This window comes from Planktothrix rubescens CCAP 1459/22 (assembly GCA_904830895.1).
In the GTDB taxonomy this organism is placed as follows: Bacteria; Cyanobacteriota; Cyanobacteriia; order Cyanobacteriales; family Microcoleaceae; genus Planktothrix; species Planktothrix agardhii.
The window spans coordinates 4,902,702-4,923,541 of record LR882958.1; the positions used below are offsets into that span (position 1 = coordinate 4,902,702).

The 20,840-nt window shown below is 40.8% G+C and carries 20 protein-coding genes; 6 read left to right on the forward strand and 14 right to left on the reverse strand.

What is annotated here, in order from left to right; all coding sequences use genetic code 11:
• Window positions 1-45: 45 nt before the first annotated feature.
• Window positions 46-2,052, reverse strand: coding sequence for a DICT sensory domain-containing protein (locus NMG86_RS22225; RefSeq protein WP_026796529.1), 2,007 nt, complete (start codon window positions 2,050-2,052; stop codon window positions 46-48).
• A 355-nt stretch (window positions 2,053-2,407) separates the two neighbouring features.
• Here NMG86_RS22225 and NMG86_RS22230 point away from each other — a divergent pair, with 355 nt between their 5' ends.
• The gene (locus NMG86_RS22230) at window positions 2,408-3,157 is read left to right on the forward strand and encodes a DNA-methyltransferase (protein ID WP_043939019.1); all 750 of its coding nucleotides are present in this window, start codon (window positions 2,408-2,410) and stop codon (window positions 3,155-3,157) included.
• Entirely contained in the window at window positions 3,154-3,936 is a 783-nt protein-coding gene (locus tag NMG86_RS22235) for an MvaI/BcnI family restriction endonuclease (RefSeq protein WP_026796531.1), read from the forward strand. Before NMG86_RS22230 ends, NMG86_RS22235 begins: the two co-directional genes overlap by 4 nt.
• A 101-nt stretch (window positions 3,937-4,037) precedes the next feature.
• Here NMG86_RS22235 and psaB read toward each other — a convergent pair whose 3' ends face one another.
• Together psaB and psaA are read right to left on the reverse strand one after the other, a co-directional pair.
• Window positions 4,038-6,266 (reverse strand): photosystem I core protein PsaB, encoded by a 2,229-nt coding sequence (gene psaB / locus NMG86_RS22240; RefSeq protein ID WP_026787737.1) that lies wholly within the window; start codon window positions 6,264-6,266, stop codon window positions 4,038-4,040.
• 91 nt (window positions 6,267-6,357) lie between these two features.
• The gene (psaA, locus tag NMG86_RS22245) at window positions 6,358-8,613 is read right to left on the reverse strand and encodes a photosystem I core protein PsaA (RefSeq protein ID WP_026787738.1); all 2,256 of its coding nucleotides are present in this window, start codon (window positions 8,611-8,613) and stop codon (window positions 6,358-6,360) included.
• A gap of 662 nt (window positions 8,614-9,275) precedes the next feature.
• On the opposite strand from psaA, the gene NMG86_RS22250 reads away from it, so the two are divergent.
• From NMG86_RS22250 to NMG86_RS22260, 3 genes are all read left to right on the forward strand, one after another.
• On the forward strand, window positions 9,276-10,667 hold the full coding sequence (locus NMG86_RS22250) for a hypothetical protein (RefSeq protein ID WP_193372457.1): 1,392 nt from the start codon (window positions 9,276-9,278) through the stop codon (window positions 10,665-10,667).
• A gap of 86 nt (window positions 10,668-10,753) precedes the next feature.
• Window positions 10,754-10,960: a hypothetical protein gene (locus NMG86_RS22255; protein ID WP_026787739.1), complete on the forward strand. Its 207-nt coding sequence runs from the start codon at window positions 10,754-10,756 to the stop codon at window positions 10,958-10,960.
• 88 nt (window positions 10,961-11,048) lie between these two features.
• Complete coding sequence (locus tag NMG86_RS22260) at window positions 11,049-12,002, forward strand: alpha/beta fold hydrolase (RefSeq protein ID WP_087882108.1); 954 nt, start codon at window positions 11,049-11,051, stop codon at window positions 12,000-12,002.
• On the opposite strand, the gene NMG86_RS22265 is transcribed toward NMG86_RS22260, so the two are convergent.
• Window positions 11,986-13,074, reverse strand: a complete 1,089-nt coding sequence (locus NMG86_RS22265; RefSeq protein ID WP_026787741.1) for an ABC transporter ATP-binding protein — start codon at window positions 13,072-13,074, stop codon at window positions 11,986-11,988. The two genes, NMG86_RS22260 and NMG86_RS22265, sit on opposite strands and share 17 nt — an antisense overlap.
• A 137-nt stretch (window positions 13,075-13,211) precedes the next feature.
• Between NMG86_RS22265 and NMG86_RS22270 the strand changes: the two genes are divergently transcribed.
• Complete coding sequence (locus NMG86_RS22270) at window positions 13,212-14,885, forward strand: ABC transporter permease (RefSeq protein ID WP_081694410.1); 1,674 nt, start codon at window positions 13,212-13,214, stop codon at window positions 14,883-14,885.
• 61 nt (window positions 14,886-14,946) lie between these two features.
• On the opposite strand, the gene NMG86_RS22275 is transcribed toward NMG86_RS22270, so the two are convergent.
• The 10 genes from NMG86_RS22275 to NMG86_RS22320 all read right to left on the reverse strand — a co-directional run bounded on the left by NMG86_RS22275 (window position 14,947) and on the right by NMG86_RS22320 (window position 20,824).
• Window positions 14,947-15,492, reverse strand: a complete 546-nt coding sequence (locus NMG86_RS22275; protein WP_043939017.1) for a hypothetical protein — start codon at window positions 15,490-15,492, stop codon at window positions 14,947-14,949.
• 24 nt (window positions 15,493-15,516) lie between these two features.
• A complete protein-coding gene (locus tag NMG86_RS22280) occupies window positions 15,517-16,047 on the reverse strand; it encodes a Tse2 family ADP-ribosyltransferase toxin (RefSeq protein WP_237747559.1) in 531 nt (176 codons plus the stop codon).
• Window positions 16,019-16,309: a hypothetical protein gene (locus tag NMG86_RS22285; protein WP_026796534.1), complete on the reverse strand. Its 291-nt coding sequence runs from the start codon at window positions 16,307-16,309 to the stop codon at window positions 16,019-16,021. The genes NMG86_RS22280 and NMG86_RS22285 overlap by 29 nt, the downstream gene beginning before the upstream one ends.
• Window positions 16,310-16,390: 81 nt before the next feature.
• Window positions 16,391-17,380 (reverse strand): ABC transporter permease, encoded by a 990-nt coding sequence (locus NMG86_RS22290; RefSeq protein WP_043939015.1) that lies wholly within the window; start codon window positions 17,378-17,380, stop codon window positions 16,391-16,393.
• A gap of 56 nt (window positions 17,381-17,436) precedes the next feature.
• On the reverse strand, window positions 17,437-17,952 hold the full coding sequence (locus tag NMG86_RS22295; protein ID WP_026796536.1) for an adenine phosphoribosyltransferase: 516 nt from the start codon (window positions 17,950-17,952) through the stop codon (window positions 17,437-17,439).
• Window positions 17,953-18,022: 70 nt separating this feature from the next.
• Window positions 18,023-18,418, reverse strand: coding sequence for a phosphomannose isomerase type II C-terminal cupin domain (locus NMG86_RS22300; protein WP_026795454.1), 396 nt, complete (start codon window positions 18,416-18,418; stop codon window positions 18,023-18,025).
• A 79-nt stretch (window positions 18,419-18,497) separates the two neighbouring features.
• Complete coding sequence (locus tag NMG86_RS22305; RefSeq protein ID WP_264477055.1) at window positions 18,498-18,632, reverse strand: hypothetical protein; 135 nt, start codon at window positions 18,630-18,632, stop codon at window positions 18,498-18,500.
• 38 nt (window positions 18,633-18,670) lie between these two features.
• A complete protein-coding gene (locus tag NMG86_RS22310; protein WP_026787750.1) occupies window positions 18,671-18,994 on the reverse strand; it encodes a hypothetical protein in 324 nt (107 codons plus the stop codon).
• A gap of 122 nt (window positions 18,995-19,116) precedes the next feature.
• Complete coding sequence (locus tag NMG86_RS22315; protein ID WP_036831574.1) at window positions 19,117-19,797, reverse strand: DUF305 domain-containing protein; 681 nt, start codon at window positions 19,795-19,797, stop codon at window positions 19,117-19,119.
• Between the two features lie 172 nt (window positions 19,798-19,969).
• A complete protein-coding gene (locus tag NMG86_RS22320; protein ID WP_043937757.1) occupies window positions 19,970-20,824 on the reverse strand; it encodes a GGDEF domain-containing protein in 855 nt (284 codons plus the stop codon).
• Window positions 20,825-20,840: the final 16 nt, after the last annotated feature.

Below are 20,840 nucleotides of genomic sequence, written 5' to 3' on the forward strand. Positions count from 1 at the left end.
CATTTAGGACTCAGAGTTAGATAGCCCTAAAGGGCTTACTACAAGTCAAGAATCACTTTCAACATAAGGAATCGTAAAATGGAACTGACTCCCTTGATTTTTCCCCTGAGAATCTGCCCAAATTTCCCCGCCCCAACCATTCACAATTTGTCTGCTGATCGCCAATCCTAAGCCCGTTCCACCCACACTTCGACGTAAGGAACCTTCTTCTTGATAAAATCGCTCAAATACCGCACCTAAACGATTGGGTTCAATTCCCCGTCCCGTATCGGAGATCGTTACTTCTATCATTTGTTCTCCATTGCATTTGGCGTTAACAGTAACTTTGCCATCAGCACTCGTAAATTTACAGGCATTATCTAATAGTTTAGACAGCAATTCTACTAACCATTCGCCATCGGCTTGAACTAAAGGCAAATTTGAGGGAACTTGTGTTTCAATACCTGGAACTTGATTTTGATGGGTACGAATGCCACTAACGGCTAAATCAATACATTCTTTTAATCTTAAAGATTCGGGATTCCAGTCTACTCGACCACTTTCTAAATGGGATAATTTTAAAAAATCTTGGACTAATTTTCTTAACCGTTCTGCATCTGTTAAGGCTGTATCTAACATGATTTTTCGCATTTCTACGGGCATATCTGGCTCTTGATTCAAACTTTCTAAACAAATTAAAATTGTGGATAAGGGCGTTCTAAGTTCATGTCCGGTAATGGCAATTAAATTACTGCGGGTGCGTTCTAATGCTTCTAATTGTTGGTTTAAGTCTTCTAAATTTGCATAGGTTTCGGCTTGAATAATGGCAGCACCTAGTTGAGTTGCGATCGCATCTACCATTAATAAATCATCTTCTTTCCACAGGGAAAGATTACAATTACATTGGTGTAATTCCACCATTCCCAAGAGTTGACCTTGGTATAAAATAGGAATCATTAACCAACCTTTAATTTCCCATTTTTGGGTTATTTTTTTTAAGGATTCTTGGGATTTTACTGAATTATTATTATTGTTATTAAGCCAGTCTATGTCAATTTCATCCGTTTGATTAATATAAATTGGTTCTTGACGTTTAACAACTTCTTGGAATAGCGGATTTTCGCGTAAAATCCAAGTTTTTCCCATCACAGAAACGATATCACTACATAAATATTCATTAGAAATTTTAACAGAATTATCCGTTGCTTTGCAGCGATAAATTAAACAACGACAAGCTCCCATTGCTTCCCCTAATTCCTGGGTTGCCACCTTGATCACTTCTTGAGGGTTTAGAGATTGGCGAATTGTTGCCGTAATCGAGTTAACTAAACGTTCCTTCCGTTCTTTTGCTGCTAAGGAACGATAGACTCGTAAAAGTTCATGTTGTCCTGCTTGTAAATAGGTAACTAAACGATAAGCAAATGGATCATTGAGGGAAGAATAATCTGTAGAGATAGTATTTGGTTTTGTCCGATTTGAAGGTTTTTTGCCTTTTTTAGTTTCTGAACGAATACCATAAATACTATAGGCTTGTTCTACTTTTTCAGCTAATTTGGGACGGTAATATAAAATCCTTTCTAAAAGCAATTCTGCAACCTTAATACAAACTTGACGATCGGATGTCCAAATCCCTTCAAAGGGACGAGCTTGATCTATTAATAACTGTTCGGGTAAATCAGAATTCTGGACTAAATCTTCTCGTTCAACACAAACTAAACAGGTTGAATAATATTGTCCTAAAACCAATAAATTCCATTCTTGACTCAGTTGATCTTGGGCGGCAAACCCCAAGGTTTCATTAGTATCTGAGGAGTTTTGAAACTCAGTTTCTAGTGCCACCAGTACATAAACCTGTGGCGTGAGTTCCGCAATTTTTCGGTAACGGTGAGCTTCTTGACGATAAAATCTTTCCTGTTGAAAGGTAGCAATAACCAGAGGTTGATCAGTTCCAGCCAAAACCTGATCCTCCATCGCATGAGATAGGGCAGTTAAAGAGGATTTAAAATAAATTTGGGGCTTTAAACTGGGCAAAAACTGCACCAATTCCGTTAATACCGAGGTGGAGACACTCATTTTATATTAAATCTATAGCTTTAACTGGATTTTTAACTAAAGACGTATTTATGTTAGTGTTAGCCGAGCAAATGGAGGTTATCTTCACTATGGGTTATGATAGTGTTGCAGTTGTTTGACCAAGGCTAAAACTAGCTCAAAGTTAAGGGAAAGTTGATCATTAGCTGAACTCATTTTCCATTACCCTTTGGGTCTATAAGTATTTTACCGTAAATCATGGATACTGGAAAATAATCAATTTTTTTGAGTAGCTCTTGACTGGAGGCAAAAGCTGTGTTTTTAAAGCAAATGCAGGTCAATATCTAGTTATTTTTACTCAAATAAAAGACCTTTAAGTTATTATCAGGAATAAATAATGAATCAGAATGAATTATTAGATAAGTTTATTTGTGGAGATTGTATATCCATAATGAGTCGAATGCCAGATAATTGTCTGGATTTAGTTGTAACTTCCCCACCCTACAACCTAAAAAATTCTACCGGAAATGGGATGAAGGATGGTAGAGGTGGCAAGTGGAAAAATGCTCAACTTGTGCATGGTTATTCAGACTATGACGACAATATGCCCCACGAAAAATATGTGGAATGGCAAAGAGAATGTCTATCCCAAATGATGCGTTTATTAAAAGATGATGGGGCAATATTTTACAACCATAAATGGCGGGTTCAAGACGGTTTGCTTCAAGATAGACAAGATATAGTTTCGGGTTTTCCAGTGCGACAAATTATCATCTGGCGACGAAAAGGAGGAATTAACTTCAACCCGGGTTACTTCTTACCCACCTACGAAGTTATTTATTTAATCACTAAGCCAAAATTTAAGTTGACACCTAAAGCTAATGCTCATGGTGATGTTTGGGAGTTCACGCAGGAAATGAATAACTCCCATCCCGCACCTTTTCCCATAGCATTAGCCAGGCGATGTATTGAGTCAACAAATGCCGAAATAATTCTTGATCCTTTTATGGGTAGTGGCACGACAGCAGTAGCAGCAAAAAGGCTAGGAAGAAGTTTTATTGGGATTGATCTATCGGCAGAATACTGTCAAAAAGCTGAACACAGGCTAAGAACTGATACACCTCAATTGGAATTATCATTTTCATGAAAATATACACCAAAAATGAACTAAAAGCGGAATTAGCAAGAATTCGTGAGCTAGGATATATCCAAAATGCTCGTAAAGGAAATGATGGTGGAATTGGTAATACTCTCGAAGATTTACTCGGTATTACTGAGAATAACCTACCCATACCTAATGCGGCTGAATGGGAATTAAAAACTCAACGAATTAATACGACCTCTTTAACGACATTATTTCATTTTGAACCCTCTCCAACGGCATTAAAACTGGTACCATCATTATTACTACCTTGCTACGGGTGGAGGCACAAACAAGCCGGTAAGAAATATCCAGAAACGGAAATGAGCTTTCGACAAACTATTCATGGTTTAAATCGAAGCGATAGAGGTTTTCAGGTAATTGTAGATGAAACAAGCAAAAAAGTTTTGATATCATTTGATTATCAATTTGTAGCTGAAAAACATGATCAATGGCTACAAGGAGTTGAAAATGGGGTAGGAATTAATCAGTTAAATCCTCAGCCCTATTGGGGATTTGATGACCTATTCCACAAGGCGGGTACAAAATTACTTAACTGTTTTTATGTACAAGCAGAAGTAAAGAAAGAAAACGGGCATGAATTTTATCACTATACGAAAATTTTTATGCTTCAAGGATTTAGTTTAGTTAAGTTCCTTGAAGGAATTAAGCAAGGATTTATACTTGTGGATTTTGATGCAAGAACTGGACACAATCATGGCACAAAGTTTCGACTAAGGCGGAACCGGTTGGCAGATTTGTATGATTCAGTAGATGAAATTTAGGATTATTTTACTTATTAAAAAATAGTCAATAAAAATCCCCCACCCGCAGGCAGGGGATATTTTTAATTACCAATCAAACGAGGATGCAGTTAACAGTTACATTAACCAAACTTACTCGCAGTCGAGGCAATTAGGAACGCTGCGTAGGTGAGGATATAGCCAACGGTGAAGTGAGCTAAACCAACCACACGAGCTTGAACGATAGACAGAGCCACGGGTTTGTCTTTCCAACGAACTAAGTTCGCCAGAGGAGTCCGCTCATGGGCCCAGACAATCGTTTCGATTAACTCTTGCCAGTAACCCCGCCAAGAGATCAGGAACATAAATCCAGTCGCCCAAACTAGGTGTCCGAATAGGAACATCCAAGCCCAAACCGACAGGTTATTGGTTCCATAAGGGTTGTAACCGTTAATTAACTGAGCCGAATTCAGCCACAGATAGTCACGGAACCAGCCCATCAGGTAGGTGGAGGATTCGTTGAACTGAGCAACGTTTCCTTGCCAAACGCCCAGGTGCTTCCAGTGCCAGTAGAAGGTAGTCCAACCAATGGTATTCAGCATCCAGAACATCGACAGGTAGAAAGAGTCCCAAGCGGAGATGTCGCAAGTACCACCACGGCCAGGGCCATCACAAGGGAAGGCATAACCGAAGTCTTTCTTGTCGGGCATCAGCTTAGAGCCACGGGCATCCAACGCACCTTTGACCAAAATCAGGGTGGTGGTGTGCAGACCTAGAGCGATGGCATGGTGAACTAAGAAGTCTCCAGGGCCAATGCTCAGGAATAGGGAGTTGCTACCAGAGTTGATAGCATCTAACCAACCGGGCAACCAAACGTTACCAGCGTTAGGCCAAGCAGTGGTGGCGATGCTGTCAGCGTTGGACAATAAAACATCCATGCCGTACAGCACTTTACCCGAAGCCGCTTGAACGAATTGAGCAAAAACCGGTTCAATCAGAATTTGCTTTTCAGGAGTTCCAAAGGCAACCACAACATCGTTATGGACATATAAGCCCAGGGTGTGGAAACCGAGGAACAGAGACACCCAGCTTAAGTGAGAGATGAGGGCCTCTTTGTGCTGTAACATCCGATCCAAGACGTTGCCTTTGTTCTGTTCGGAATCATAGTCGCGCACCAGGAAGATTGCCCCGTGAGCGAAAGCCCCGACCATTAAGAACCCAGCAATATATTGGTGGTGGGTATACAGCGCCGCCATCGTGGTGTAATCCTTAGCGATGAAGGCGTAGGGAGGCAGCGCGTACATATGTTGCGCTACCAGGGAGGTGATCACACCCAGCGCAGCCAGAGCAAATGCTAACTGGAAGTGCAGGGAGTTATTCATGGTGTCGTACAACCCCTGATGAGGCAGGTTGAACGGCCCTTCATTTTTGATCCCGAACAAAGGATCTTTGGAATTCATCATTTCTTTGATGCTATGACCAATTCCGAAGTTTGTCCGGTACATATGGCCTGCAATGATGAATAACACTGCGATCGCCAAATGGTGGTGAGCCATATCCGTCAACCAGAGAGACTCGGTTTGAGGATGGAAGCCACCTAAGAAGGTTAGAATAGCTGTTCCAGAACCCGTAGAGGTTCCGAAAATGTGACCGGCGGTATCTGGGCTTTGTGCGTACACACCCCAGTTACCCGTGAAGAAGGGAGCCAGACCTGCCGGGTGGGGCAGAGTGCTGAGGAAATTATCCCAACCCACGTGTTGTCCGCGAGATTCAGGAATGGCAACGTGAACCAAGTGACCAGTCCAAGCCAGGGAACTAACCCCGAACAGACCTGCCAAGTGGTGGTTCAAACGAGATTCAGCATTCTTGAACCAAGACAGACTGGGACGATACTTCGGTTGTAGGTGTAACCAACCTGCGAACAGGAAGGTAGCAGCCAAAAGCAACAGGAAGATAGACCCTTGATACAGGTCAGCATTTGAGCGCATTCCGATGGTATACCACCAGTGGTACACCCCAGAATAGGCGATGTTAACTGGGTTAGAAGCACCCGCTTGGGTGAAAGCTTCTACCGCAGGTTGGCCAAATTGGGGATCCCAAATGGCGTGAGCAATGGGGCGAACATTTAAAGGATCTTTAACCCATTGTTCAAAATTACCTTGCCAAGCCACGTGGAACAGGTTGCCTGAAGTCCAGAGGAAAATGATAGCGAGGTGACCGAAGTGGGAAGCAAAAATCTTTTGGTAAAGATTTTCCTCTGTTATGCCATCATGGGTCTCGAAATCATGGGCTGTGGCAATCCCGTACCAAATCCGACGTGTTGTCGGGTCTTGGGCCAAGTCCTGGCTAAATTTTGGGAATTTAGTTGCCATAAGTCCTAACTAAATCGTGTTCTTTGTGATTCCGCTTCAGGGGGAGGGAGAAAGCTGATTCAGCCTTTCCCAGTCCCTGAGCAGAGAGTTTTCATCCTACTGAAATAATTCGGGCTAGGAAGAATGCCCAAGTTGTAGCAATGCCTCCTAAGAGGTAGTGAGCTACACCAACCGCACGACCTTGAGTAATACTCAGAGCGCGAGGTTGAATTGCTGGGGCTAATTTCAGCTTGTTATGGGCCCAAACAATGGACTCAATCAGTTCTTGCCAGTAACCACGGCCACTGAACAGGAACATTAAGCTGAACGCCCAAACGAAGTGGGCACCCAAGAACAACAGACCGTAGGCGGAGAGGGCTGATCCGTAGGAACTGATTACCTGAGCAGCTTGCGCCCACAGGAAATCACGCAGCCATCCGTTGATGGTAATGGCACTCTGGGCAAAGTTGCCACTGGTGATGTGAGAAACGGTGCCGTCTGAACCAACTGTTCCCCAGACATCGGATTGCATCTTCCAGCTAAAGTGGAAAATTACGATGGAGAGGGAGTTGTACATCCAGAACAGACCCAGGAAAACGTGATCCCAGCCAGAGACTTGGCAAGTACCACCCCGACCTGGCCCATCGCAAGGGAACCGGAAACCCAATTCACTCTTGTCAGGAACCAAGCGAGAGCTACGGGCGTATAAAACGCCTTTCAGCAGAATTAAAACCGTGACGTGAATTGTGAAGGCATGGATATGGTGAACCATGAAGTCCGCCGTACCTAACACAATCGGCATCATTGCTACTTTGCCACCGACGGCTACGACACCGCCACCAAACACGGGGCTAACACTGGCTAAGGCATGGGGAGCAGTGCTACCAGGGGCCAGAGTGTGAATGTTTTGTATCCATTGGGCAAATACGGGTTGGAGTTGAATCCCTGTATCCGAGAACATATCTTGAGGACGACCAAACGCACGCATGGTGTCGTTATGGACATATAACCCAAAGCTATGGAATCCCAGGAAGATACAGACCCAGTTTAGGTGGGAGATAATTGCGTCGCGGTGACGAAGCACCCGATCAAGCAAGTTGTTGACATTGTTGGCCGGAACATAATCACGCACCATGAAAATGGAAGCGTGAGCGCCCGCACCCACAATCAGGAAGCCACCAATCCACATATGATGCGTGAACAGGGACAACTGCGTGGGGTAATCCGTCGCAATGTAAGGATAGGGAGGCATTGCGTACATGTGTTGAGCCACAATAATACTCAAAGAACCCATCATTGCGAGGTTAATCGCCAACTGAGCGTGCCAAGAGGTGGTCAGGATTTCATAGAGTCCTTTATGGCCTTCTCCAGTGAAGGGGCCTTTATGGGCTACTAAGATTTCCTTCATGCTGTGACCAATGCCCCAGTTTGTCCGGTACATATGGCCAGCAATGATGAACAGGACTGCCAGTGCCAGGTGATGGTGTGCAGTATCGGATAACCACAGACCGCCTGTTTGGGGGTTTAATCCACCTTTGAAGGTTAAGAAGTCGGAATAGACTCCCCAATTCAAGGTAAAGAATGGTGTTAAACCTTGTTTAAAACTGGGATACAGTTCTGCCATCAGGTTGGGATTGAGGATGAATTCATGGGGTAAAGGAATATCCTTCGCCGCCACTCCTGCATCCAGCAATTTGTTCACGGGTAAGGACACATGAATTTGGTGTCCTGCCCAAGACAAACAGCCTAGACCCAACAAGCCAGCTAAGTGGTGGTTCATCATCGACTCCACATTCTGGAACCATTCCAGTTTGGGAGCGCGTTTGTGATAGTGGAACCAACCAGCAAACAGCATCAAACCTGCCATTACCAGCCCACCAATGGCGGTGCAATAAAGCTGGTATGTGTTGGTGAAACCAGAAGCTCGCCACAGTTGGAATAACCCAGAGGTAATCTGAATCCCGTGGAAGCCACCACCAACATCACCGTTTAAAATTTCTTGGCCGAAAATTGGCCATACAACTTGAGCGCTAGGCTTAATCCCCGTAGGGTTAGCCAACCAAGCTTCGTAGTTCGAAAATTTAGCGCCGTGGAAGTAGGCACCACTTAACCAGATAAAAATCACGGCTAAATGACCAAAATGGGCGCTAAAGATTTTACGCGAAATATCTTCTAAATCGCTGGTATGACTATCGAAGTCGTGAGCGTCGGCGTGTAGGTTCCAAATCCAAGTGGTGGTATTTGGCCCTTTGGCGAGGTCACGGCGAAAGTGTCCAGGTTTAGACCATCTTTCAAAAGATGTAGGAACCGGATCTTTATCAACCGTAACCTTTACTTTTGCCTCACGCTCTGGAGGACTGATTGTCATTTAGACTCTCCTCGACCTGTGACAAAAAATAAGTAACGTTGCAGATTTTGACAGAAGTTATACCCCTTTTTCAAAATCCTTAACAAAAGTTAGTGTTTCGTTAACTTGTTCCATAGATAAATTTCTATGAGACTAATTATTCAGGTTTATACCTGCACTAAAACCAACCTTTGTTCGGGGGCAACAGGACGCCCCTGTGTTTGCCTTAAGGCTTTTAAAATTTTATTTCCACAACTAACCCAGACTTAAACCCTTGCATAGCAATGGCTTTCCGTTTGGGGTAGCTGTTGTCTTTAAATGATATATCATCTTTTTGAATCCGGGGGGAACTACTTGTTAACAATAATTAAAATTTCGTCTCATTCTTTACAAAATCATCATTTTAGTTTCCATAAGGGTTTCAAAAAGTCAAATCTTTCTCAATAAATGTTACAAAACTTAAAATTTATCAAAATAACTTAGAAGGTTGAAAACCTTGTCCATTTCCAGATGGAATCAAAATCAATTCCACCGGACTTTCATCTCTATGTGCTTGATGTCCCGATTCCGCGCTAGGATTGGTCTGAACTCCTCAAGTGGCACCCTACCGAACCCAGGGAGGTTAAATACCCCCCTAAAACCGATAGATTAAGGCTGGGCTTATGATTTTCAATAAAAAACTTATGGATAAAATTAGATTGGGCTTCTTTCAAAAAAATCAGGTGCTAAATCCCATACTTCAGATATGGACAAGAGTAAAAACCCAACTCAAAACCCTGTTAGCACTCTTAATAATCGTCAGTCTGGCTGGATGTGGAAATTCCTCCTCGGAAGTTCCGCCCCAAACTCCTCCAACCCTGACGATATCCAAATCCGCGCCACCGATTTCCCAAGTTTCTCCCCCAAAACTAATCCAGAAACTGCATCAATCCTTGGATGCTTACCAGCCTCAAGTTACCATCCTCAATCCTAAACCCGATCAACTAATCGAAGACGATACAATTAACCTGCAACTCCAAGTTCAGGGTTTACCACTATTCCAAGATCCTAAATTCGGTTTAGGGCCACATTTACAAGTAATCCTCGATAACCAGCCCAATATTGATATTTACGATATCACCACCCCCATAACCTTCCCCAACTTAGGCCCCGGAACCCATACTCTCAGGGTGTTTGCAGCCTATCCCTGGGATGAAAGCTACAAAAATGAAGGGTCTTTTGCCCAAACTACCTTTCATGTTTTCACAAAAACCCCTGATCATGACCCCGATCAAAATTTACCTTTACTAACCTATAACCGTCCCCAAGGGGTATATGGGGCGGAACCAATTTTACTAGACTTCCACCTCAATAACGCCCCTCTACATATTGTGGCTCAAGACAATCCAACGGATGAAATAGTAGATTGGCAAATTCGGATTACCCTTAATGGCGAAAGTTTCACCACCGATAAATGGCAACCTCTATATTTAAAAGGCTTAAAACCGGGTAAAAATTGGGTACAAATTGAATATCTGAATGAACAGGGAAATCCCGTTGATAATGTTTTTAATAAAACCGCCCGGGTAATTACCTATAATCCCAATTTCAAAAATACCCTGTCTCAACTGACTCAAGAAAAATTGTCCTTTGCAGAAGTTAAAGGAATCCTGAATCCTAATTTTTCCACTCAAGACTTAATTAAAACTCCTGAACCGGAAGAACTTCCTCCGACCGAACCCGAAGTTATTTCGACTCCCGTAGACGAACCCACGCCCGAACCTCTTGAGGAAACGACACCAGAAGCAGAATTAATCGTAGAATCTGAAACTACTCCATTGGAAAATATAGAATCAATAGTAGAATCTGAAACTACTCCATTGGAAAATATAGAATCAATAGTAGAATCTGAAACTACTCCATTGGAAAATATAGAATCAATAGTAGAATCTGAAACTACTCCATTGGAACCAGTAGCAACTGAAATTCCAGCAGAAAAAACCACGCCGGATATTTCCCCTGAGTCCCTAATTAAACAATTAGGTGAGTTTTTGAGTCGTTTTCATCTTCCTTTTTTAAATCCAGTTCAGGTATAGCAGTTGCCGCATCTATTAGGACATTCTTGAAAGCTAAAAACTGCTCACAGTAAGTATTTACCTATAGCGAGATTGCCTATTCCCTATTGCCTCTTGCTATAACATCTAATTCTCCGATACCCTCACCTGAAATTGTTGATCAAGTTTCCATTTCAGAACCCGTCACCGAACCCCAACGGTCAGAAAATATTAATCTAGTTCCCGAACTTCCCTCAATAGAAGATTCCACACCAGAATCAATAATTGAACCCGAAATCATCACCGAAGAAACCCAAACCGTTGACATCGAGTAAACTATCTAATTTTACAGATTACGTTAATAGTTTGTTTAAAGGTTAATGTAATCTGTAAAATTCATTCAATTAATTATTTACCGATATTATGAAAGCTAATTCCCAATCTTCCCTATTTACTCCTGAATCAAAATCCTATAATTGGCAGGGATATGAATGTTATTATGAATATTATCCGACCGTTAATCCTAATATTGATAATGATATTTCATTATTATTAATTCATCCGATTGGAGTGGGATTATCTGGAAATTTTTGGTATAGATTTTGTCAAGAATCGCGGGAAAATGGATTAAATCATGCCATTTATAATCCCGATTTAATCGGTTGTGGAAATTCTGATATTCCAAAATTTGCCTATTATCCCCAAGATTGGGCGGAACAATTGCATTATTTTTTACAGAATATTATTCAAAAACCTGTTATTATAATAGTACAAGGAGCTTTATTACCCGTTGCGATCGCCCTAACTCAACTCCAAAACAAATCTAATTCTAACTTAATTAAAGGATTAATATTATCCGGCCCCCCAGCTTGGCGAGTCATGAACGAACCCAGTTCAGAAAAACAGCAAAAACTCGTCTGGAATCTATTCTTTGATTCTCCCATTGGCAATTTATTCTGGCTGTATGCCCGTCGTCGTCAATTTATCGAATCCTTCTCCATTCGTCAACTTTTTGCCAAAGCCGAAGATGTCGATCAAAATTGGTTAGACTTATTAGAAACAGGAGCCAAAAATGATCAAAGCCGTTATGCCGTTTATTCCTTTTTAGCTGGATTTTGGCGACAAAACTATATGGATATTATGGCAGAAATTTCGATTCCCACCTTAGCGGTTTTTGGGACAACTGCATCTAGTATTAGTCGCAGTGGATTTTCAGAAACCCCAGAACAACGTTGTCAACTTTATGAAAAAGGCTGGAAAAATTGCCAATCTGCTATAATTCCAGGGCGTAATGTTTTACCCTACGAATCGACCTCAGAATTTGTTAAAATTGTTGCCAAATTTATCCGTCAACTAACCCCTAATTTTTCCGACTAGGAAACACCCGCAAAGCATTTTCAAGGACAGAAACATTAACCCGCATTCCCACAGGTAAAGCCGTTGTCGCACTGGTTCTGGCGATGAGTTCCCGACCGGATGGAACCTGCAAACTATAGTGATTTTCTCGTCCGAGAAATTGGCGATCGCGAATCACAACCGGGGCGTTATCATCAGGTTTAAGAATAAAATCCTCTTGTCGTACCATTAATTCTACCCGGTCTAATTTATCCCAATCTGGGTTAACAGCATCTACAAGATAGGGGTTAATAGCAAAACAACCCAATTCCGTTTCCCAAAAATCTCCTCGACGTTTGGCGGGAATAAAATTAGCTTGGGTAACAAATTCTGCCACAAACCGAGAGGCGGGTTGTCGATAAATCGTTTCCGGTGTGCCAAACTGTTCTAGGTGTCCGTCTCGCATCACCGCCAACCAATCAGAAATGGCTAGGGCTTCTTCTTGGTCATGGGTAACAAAAATTGCGGTGGTTCCTGCTACTTTTAAAATATCGCGTAATTCCTGCCGCAATCTTAACCGAACCTGTACATCTAAATTACTTAAAGGTTCATCTAATAATACTAAAGCTGGATGGGGAGCTAAGGCGCGGGCTAGGGCGACCCGTTGTTGTTGTCCTCCCGATATTTCATGGGGATAGCGTTTTTCATAACCCGATAATCCCACTAATTCTAAAACTTCTGCTACCCGTCTGTTAATCCCTAAACTAGATTTTTTCTTACTATTTTTCAAGCCAAAGGCAATATTTTTAGCAACGGTTAAATGGGGAAATAGGGCATAATCCTGAAACACCATTCCCACATCTCGTTGTTCTGGCGGTATCCAATAGTCCAAGCCGGCGACTTCCCGCCCCGCTAGGGTAATTGTTCCGGTGTCCGGTTGTTCAAATCCGGCAATCATTCGCAATAACGTGGTTTTCCCACACCCAGAAGGGCCTAATAGTCCGAGGATATCCCCTTCATGTAAGTCTAGGTTAACGGCTTGAACGGCTGGGGTCTGGTTTTGAGGAAACTGTTTACCGACGTCCTCTAAATGCAGAATTACAGATTGAGTCATCTTTACAGGCATTAATTTGATCTTAGGGTTCAACGGTACTGTTGAAACTAATATTGCTGAAACTTCATTCCAATTATACTCCCTTTTTAGGATATATTCTCACTAAGACTTAATTAAATTTTTAGGAGTGTTTGGTTGTGTCATTATTGTCCTGGGAGTCCTTGAGCAAAGCCCTGCGTAGCTTTAAGCTGGACGTTTGGACTGTTTTTGTGGTAGCGATCGCTGTTTTGATTGCGACTCCGGTATTATTTGTATTAAGTAGTATTTTTGTTAATTCTAGCGAGGTCTGGAACCATTTAGGCTCAACGGTTCTCCCCGGTTATATCCTTAATTCCTTATTGCTAATCTTTGGCGTTGGTAGTCTTGTGTTGCTGCTGGGGGTGAGTAGTGCTTGGTTAGTGACCCTGTGTAGGTTTCCGGGTAGCCGTTTATTTGAATGGGGGTTGTTAATCCCCCTAGCCGCCCCTAGTTATATTCTCGCCTATGTGTACACTGAATGGTTGGAATTTTATGGCCCGGTACAAACCCTCCTAAGAAACACTTTTGGATGGAGTGGAATTGATGACTATTGGTTTCCTGATATTCGTTCGATTTGGGGGGCAATTTTTTTATTATCTTTAACTTTATATCCCTACGTTTATTTATTAACTAGAGTTGCGTTTTTAGAACAATCAACCTGCACCTTAGAAGCAAGTCGTTCCCTCGGTTGTAACCCTTGGCAAAGTTTTTTTACCGTAGCTTTACCCCTAGCCCGTCCCTCTATTATTGCCGGATTAGCTTTAGCATTAATGGAAACATTAAACGATTTTGGAACCGTTCAATATTTCGGAGTTGATACTTTTACAACCGGAATCTATCGAACTTGGTTCGGAATGGGAGAACGGGTGGCGGCTTCCCAATTAGCGGCGGTTTTAATGTTATTTATTTTAGGATTAATTTTACTCGAACTTTGGTCACGTCGTCAAGCCCAATATTACCAAACGGGAAATCGCTTTCAATCTTTAAATCAATTTAAACTCACGGGATTTCGGGCAGGATTAGCTTTTTTTATCTGTTTATTCCCGATTGTTTTTGGGTTTCTAATTCCTAGTATTATTTTATTGAAAATGACCTTAGAAAATTTAGGAACTTTTTTTAATTCTGAGTTTTGGAGTTATGCCTTACACAGTTTAACTTTAGCGACTATTAGCGGAATTTTAGCGGTTCTGATCGCCTTAATTATGGCCTATGGTGTTCGGTTAAATGCTAATTCCCTGATGCGATTATCCACCCGTATTGCTGCTATGGGATATGCGATTCCAGGTTCGGTAATTGCGGTGGGTATTTTAATTCCTATTGGTAGATTAGATAATGCAATTGATGGGGTAATGCGGTCTACCTTTGGTATTTCTACAGGATTGTTATTGAGTGGCACAATTATCGCTTTAATTTATGCCTATTTAGTTCGATTTTTAGCAGTTTCTTTCGGGACAGTAGAATCGAGTTTAAGTAAAATTAAACCTAATTTAGATGAAGCTGCCCGTAGTTTAGGATACGGGGCGACTAGCACTTTAATTAAGGTGCATACCCCGATTATGTGGAGTGGGTTATTAACAGCCGGAATGTTAACTTTTGTTGATGTCATGAAGGAGTTATCAGCTACCTTAGTGATTCGTCCATTTAATTTTGATACCTTGGCAGTTCGGGTTTATAATTTAGCTTCCGATGAACGATTAGCTGAAGCCGCTGCCCCCGCATTAGCGATTGTTTTAGTGGGGATAATTCCGGTTATTTTCTTAAGTTTAAAAATCAGTCAATCCCATCACCATTGACTGTTAAATTGTAACTATAGTATTAGATGTATTTGTCCTTGAAAAGTGTCAATTTCTACTGCTATTTTACCCAAACTCTCGACGTAAGCTCTACCAATTCTTGAGGAATACGAATTACATTTTTTAGATAGTTTTGGAAATCCTCTCCCGCTTCCCTAATATCTTCATCCTCATGCTGCAATGCTCGTTTAACAAGCTTTTCAGTGAGGTGATCGTCAATATTAATATACAGTTCTAACAACCGTCTATACTCTTCATCCGTACCATCAGCTAACAATTCTTCAGCACTGTTTTCAATATTGTCCAACAACCAAGTTTTCGGTAGAGAAAGAATGGCTTCCCGGCAGAGTTCAATATCCGAATGAGAGACAGTAGCTAAAGCCACTAAATCATTGAATAAAAGCTGACATTCTGGTACAGTGAGGTAAAAGAGCAATCGCAATGCAGTTCCTCTTTCTCTAGGGTTTTGTAATCCTTTTTGCAGCATTGCTACTCTGTCTGTACAACTGTTCAGAAATACTTGACGACTCTGAATATAACCCAATTCTTTAGTGACAACGGATTGCCATAAATCAAGATTTTGAGCAGTTTGTTGTTGACTTAACATAATTTTTTCTTTTTGGTTTTGTATTTATTTTAGCTCTTTCTTCCCAATATAAACCCACCCACTCCCCAGAAATTTCTCAACAAATTCTGTCAATAACATTTTTCGATTAGGGTAGATAGTATGATGAGTCGGCGAATGAGAACCGCCAACATCTCGGCCATCAGCGATTACATCAAGACCTTCAGGCAATAAAGTATTTTTATCTAGTCTATGATAGTGTCCCGTCAAAGCTGCATACTCAATATCCCCAAAAGTTGATGCACCTGTTGGGGGCTGGGTTGGTTCAACCTGATTGCTTTCAACAGCAATGTCCTTACCTTTACGGGGTGGACGAGGACGCTGTTTGTTGCCAAATGCGTATAGTGTTGTAGGTACTACGACTTGCTTGAATCCATTCACAGATTCTTTAGGTTCGATGGGTTGACCATTTATATTGTTATTGATCGCCACTGATGTATCACTAATTATATTATTGACCCAAGAGAAAATAGCGATCGCTATCAGTTTACTTTGTTTTGTTACCCGGTTAATTTTGTTTAATTTGGATAAATTCAATCTGCGGTAAAAGGGGCTCTTTAACCATTGCAATACCAGTAAATCCCCAACGCTGTAAAATCGGTTTAATTTGATAACCCGTAACTGATTCTACCGCAAACCGATCTTTGACATCCGTAGCGTGTTTGTTTAAATAACTCAAAGCATCAAAATTTTCTGAAAATAATAATAAATAAGCCAATGGACTATCGGGTTCAGGATGGGAGGTAACATAACGTCCATCGGCTTTTGAGCGCAGAATATAATAAACTTCAGAGAGCATTTAAACCGTCTCCTTAAAATTGCAAACTAGGTTTAACCCAATTTATTTTGATCCTATTATCTCTATTTTACCGCTAAAATTTCAACGTAAATCTTCTAATTTAATTCTAGGGTCAACGGCTTTTAAGAGTAAATCCGCTAATAAATTCCCAATAATTAACATAACCGCCCCCATCATTAAACTCGCCATAACTAAATATAAATCCTGTTGTTGTACCGCTTGTAAAATTAATTTACCCAATCCTGGCCAGTTAAAAAAGGTTTCGGCGATAAAAGCTCCCCCTAATAAACTGGCAAATTCAAAGCCTAATAATGTGATTAAAGGGTTAATGGCATTCCGTAGGGCGTGAACATAAATCACCCGATTTTCTGGGAGTCCTTTCGCCCTCGCCGTTTGAATATAATCTTGGCGTAAAACATCTAAAAGTTGCCCTCGCATTAATCTTTGTAACCCGGCAAAACTGGTAATACTTAATGCTAATGTCGGTAAAATACTATGCCAAGCAATATCGGCTATTTTTCCCAGGGGTGATAAATCGGGAAAATTAATACTGGTCATGCCGCCAACGGGAAATAGGGGAGAGGTTTTTTGAGCTAAAAATAATAATAATAAAGCGGTGATGAAACTGGGAAAACCCTGTCCGGTGTAACTAATAACTTGCAAAAATCGGTCGGTAAAACGATTCTGATTTACCGCCCCAATTATCCCTAATGGAATGCCGATTATCCAGGTTAAAATTAACGATGAAAATGCTAATAATAATGTAGCAGGAACTCGTTCTATTAGCAAGGAAGTAACGGAACGTTGATTGGCAAAACTAAACCCAAAATTTCCCCTAGTGACAATTTGGCTTAACCAATACCAATATTGTTCTAGGGGAGATTTATCTAGGTGAAATTGTTCTCGCAATTGTTTTAAGGTTTCGGGGGAAATTTGAGGATTATTTGAGAGGTTATCTAAATAGTCTCCGGGGGCAAGTTGAGTAATGGCAAAACATAAAGCCGATGCTAAAAGTAGAGTTAAAAGCGCCTGTAATAATCGCTTACCAATATAGACTAATGTTTCACCCATAACCTTGATTTTTTCCCTTGATAACTAATAAATTTACCCTAAAAAACCTTAAACTATTAATCATATTGTAATAGACTAATTATCGGAACATCGGGCAATTGTTCCCGTCCTTTTAACCCGGTAAGTTCAACCACAAAACAAAATCCTACTATTGTAGCCCCGGCTTGTTTAACTAATTCTGCGGTGGCTTTGGCTGTGCCTCCAGTGGCAATTAAATCATCAACAATTAAGACTTTATCCCCCGATGAAAGGGCATCTTGGTGCATCTCCAAACAATCTGTCCCATATTCCAATTCATATTCTGCCCGATAGACGGCTGCGGGTAATTTTTTGGGCTTACGAATTGGAATAAAACCTACTTCTAATTGATAGGCTAAAGGCATTCCAAATAAAAAACCCCTCGACTCCATTCCCAGAATATAGTCAGGAGACAAAGGACGACATTTTTCTGTTAAAGAATCAATTGTATATCGAAGTCCCTGGGGGTTTTGTAACAGGGTAGTAATATCTCGAAATAAAATTCCAGGCTTAGGAAAATCGGGAATATTGCGAATGAGAGACTTTAAATCCATGAGTATTTTAGTAAATAAGAAAATTGATTGACTCAGGGCAATTGTCTCTCATTTTGTCCGTTCTGTCGAGTTATTTTTTAGTCTGGCTTTTGGTATCTTCTTCGGGAAAACGAGTAATATCATCATCTCCTAAATATTCGCCATTTTGGACTTCAATCATCACCAAAGGAATTACCCCAGGATTTTCTAGGCGGTGGGGGGTATTCATGGGAACATAGGTGGACTGTTTTGGAAGTAATAAGGTTTCTTGTCCGCCACAGATTACCCTAGCGGTTCCAGCCACAACAATCCAGTGTTCACTGCGATGATAGTGCATTTGGGTACTGATATGATAACCCGGATTTACCACAATTCGATTAATCCGATAGCGCTCGCCTTCTTCTAGTAGGCTAACCTGACCCCAAGGCGGTGTCCGAGTCGTTGATTCTTCACTAAGGGTCGGTGATGGGGTTTTATCTTGGCTCATAATTATTTGTGGGTAATTGATTGGTTATTAATTTTAAAGCGTCTAAGGTCAATATGGATATTAAATATTATATCTCGATTTACCAAGGACTACCAATTAAGGTAAAACCCGACCAATAATAGGGGTGAGTCAGACTTTTAGAGGGTAAATTTTGCAATTCTGGAGGTAGAGGAATGGCTTGTTTATCGTCTAATTGTAAATAACCATTTTCCAATTTTATCTCTCCTTTTAAAAGTTTAATTTGTGCTTTTCTTAACGCAGTAGACTGCGTAATCCGGCATCTAAACTTAATAATAAGGTTTCAATATTTGGATGGGTCATCGGATTCATATTCCCCGGAATTGGAATAGAAAGGTTGGGAACTAAATCCGGGTATTTATTCATAGGAATCGGAGGAACAAATAGCGCGGGTGCTGGATTTGATGGTCTAAAATTAGGGTTAGTCAGCACCGGAGGTGGAACGGGTTGAGCAATAACATTGGAGGGAAAAACAGGAATTTGAGCCCCTGCTGGAAAGGTTAGGTGGCTGAAAACAAAAAGTGTAATCAATCTAGCTGTTAATTGATTGGTTTTCATTTTGTCTAACTTCCCCCAGATTTTTCTACAGCTATTTTAACGGATTTACCCCTTTTTTTAATTAATTTTTATTAACTCTTTACATTCATTATTCCTGGGCAAAAGGGAACAGGGATAATACATTAATTAGATCCAGGTTTTAACCATTGTTTCATCAGCTTAATTTCTGCTGCTTGGGAAACTAAAATAGCTTGGGAAAGTTGCTGAATTTCAGGTCGTTTTGACTTCGATTGAGCATCTTTTGCCATAATTAATGCCCCTTCATGGTGAGGAATCATCGCCTGAACAAATCGTTGATCAAAACCGCCATCAGCAGCGCCTAAATCAACCATCATCATCATTGATTCCATCTGTTCCTTAGACATGGACATACTATGACCCATAGCGGCATGATACATGATGGCATCTTTCGCTTGGGGATACCATGTTTTCCGCCATTCCTGCATCTGAGCAATTTCTTTTTTCTGGGCTTTAATAATTTCTTCTGCTAATTTTTTAAGTTCAGGATTATTAGATTTTTGAAGCACCTGTTCAGCCATTTTAATCGCCCCTTGATGGTGGGGAATCATCCCATCAATAAAGCGTAAATCATACTCAGCATCAGCCGGCCCCAAATCCATCATCATGCTATGATTTCCTGGCATCATGCCGTTATTTTGGGCTAGAACTGTTTCCGAACTAACGGGAGTTGCTGTTTCTGAAGTCATGGGTTTAGAATGGGATTGAAGCATTGTACAAGCTCCCAAAATCAAGGTAATAGGAAGACCTAGGATGGGTAATAAAAACCGAGCATTAATTTTCATAGTTTTGATGTCAAAATTAGCAAGAAAAGGATCAGTAAGTTAAGATTAAATCAAAATTTGATTTAACGCTTAAATCTTTGACTTTATTATAACACAAAAAAAATGAAATGAGCAAAAATAATTACCACTCTAATTCTTAGCAAGTGGTTAAAAATTTACTGAAAATATCAATTTAAAATTGCTGATTCATATTAGGATTAATAACAACAACCTGATCGCGTCCCTGGGCTTTAGCTTGATATAATGCCTGGTCTGCAAATTGTAATAAATTATCACAGGATTGGGTATGTTCAGGAAACCCCGCGACCCCAATTGATATAGTTACTCCTATTAAAAAATCATAGGAATACTCATACTGTAAGTTTTTAATCTTTTGACGAATTTCTTCCGCAATAATTTCAGCAACTTCAACATTTGTATTGGGTAAAATAAAGACTAATTCTTCTCCCCCATAACGATAAGCCAGATCAGAAGTTCGCATCACTCCTTGTACCGCTTGAGAGACTAATTTTAAAACAATATCTCCAGCTTTATGACCGAAATTATCGTTAAATTGCTTAAAATGATCAATATCCGCAATTAAAATACTTAAACACTCTTGTATTTTTTGGGCTGATTTGAATACCTGGGGTAATACGAGATCTAAATATCTCCGATTAAATAACCCGGTTAGGGGATCATGAATACTATCATAATGTAAGGATTCTTCGACAATATTACTATGTTCGATGGTTGTTTCTAGGATTAACTCTAAGTCATTTTTTTCCTGACTTAATAAAGTGACTAAGGATTGTAAATGTTCTTGAGATGCTTCGAGTTTGAGTTGGGCTAAATAGTGTTGTTCGATTTCGGCTTTGAGTTTTTTCTGGGATTCGCGTAACTGAGTTTCGACTAAATCTCCGTGATCAATGATAACTTCTAATAGAATTTCCAGATCAGCTTTTTCTTGTTTAAGAGTTTCTATATCTTGGCGAAGTCGGCTGATATAGTCTAACAGTTGTTTTTCAGAAAGATGCTCATTTTTCATTAACTTATACTTACCA

Bases quoted from the DNA above. Each gene is read 5' to 3' on its own strand.
- psaA (WP_026787738.1), bottom strand. From the start codon at position 8,613: ATGACAATCAGTCCTCCAGAGCGTGAGGCAAAAGTAAAGGTTACGGTT.
- NMG86_RS22275 (WP_043939017.1), bottom strand. From the start codon at position 15,492: ATGTTAAGTCAACAACAAACTGCTCAAAATCTTGATTTATGGCAATCC.
- NMG86_RS22290 (WP_043939015.1), bottom strand. From the start codon at position 17,380: ATGGGTGAAACATTAGTCTATATTGGTAAGCGATTATTACAGGCGCTT.
- psaB (WP_026787737.1), bottom strand. From the start codon at position 6,266: ATGGCAACTAAATTCCCAAAATTTAGCCAGGACTTGGCCCAAGACCCG.
- NMG86_RS22320 (WP_043937757.1), bottom strand. From the start codon at position 20,824: ATGAAAAATGAGCATCTTTCTGAAAAACAACTGTTAGACTATATCAGC.
- NMG86_RS22265 (WP_026787741.1), bottom strand. From the start codon at position 13,074: ATGACTCAATCTGTAATTCTGCATTTAGAGGACGTCGGTAAACAGTTT.
- NMG86_RS22285 (WP_026796534.1), bottom strand. From the start codon at position 16,309: ATGCTCTCTGAAGTTTATTATATTCTGCGCTCAAAAGCCGATGGACGT.
- NMG86_RS22230 (WP_043939019.1), top strand. From the start codon at position 2,408: ATGAATCAGAATGAATTATTAGATAAGTTTATTTGTGGAGATTGTATA.
- NMG86_RS22295 (WP_026796536.1), bottom strand. From the start codon at position 17,952: ATGGATTTAAAGTCTCTCATTCGCAATATTCCCGATTTTCCTAAGCCT.
- NMG86_RS22235 (WP_026796531.1), top strand. From the start codon at position 3,154: ATGAAAATATACACCAAAAATGAACTAAAAGCGGAATTAGCAAGAATT.
- NMG86_RS22300 (WP_026795454.1), bottom strand. From the start codon at position 18,418: ATGAGCCAAGATAAAACCCCATCACCGACCCTTAGTGAAGAATCAACG.
- NMG86_RS22250 (WP_193372457.1), top strand. From the start codon at position 9,276: ATGGATAAAATTAGATTGGGCTTCTTTCAAAAAAATCAGGTGCTAAAT.
- NMG86_RS22310 (WP_026787750.1), bottom strand. From the start codon at position 18,994: ATGAAAACCAATCAATTAACAGCTAGATTGATTACACTTTTTGTTTTC.
- NMG86_RS22315 (WP_036831574.1), bottom strand. From the start codon at position 19,797: ATGAAAATTAATGCTCGGTTTTTATTACCCATCCTAGGTCTTCCTATT.
- NMG86_RS22260 (WP_087882108.1), top strand. From the start codon at position 11,049: ATGAAAGCTAATTCCCAATCTTCCCTATTTACTCCTGAATCAAAATCC.
- NMG86_RS22225 (WP_026796529.1), bottom strand. From the start codon at position 2,052: ATGAGTGTCTCCACCTCGGTATTAACGGAATTGGTGCAGTTTTTGCCC.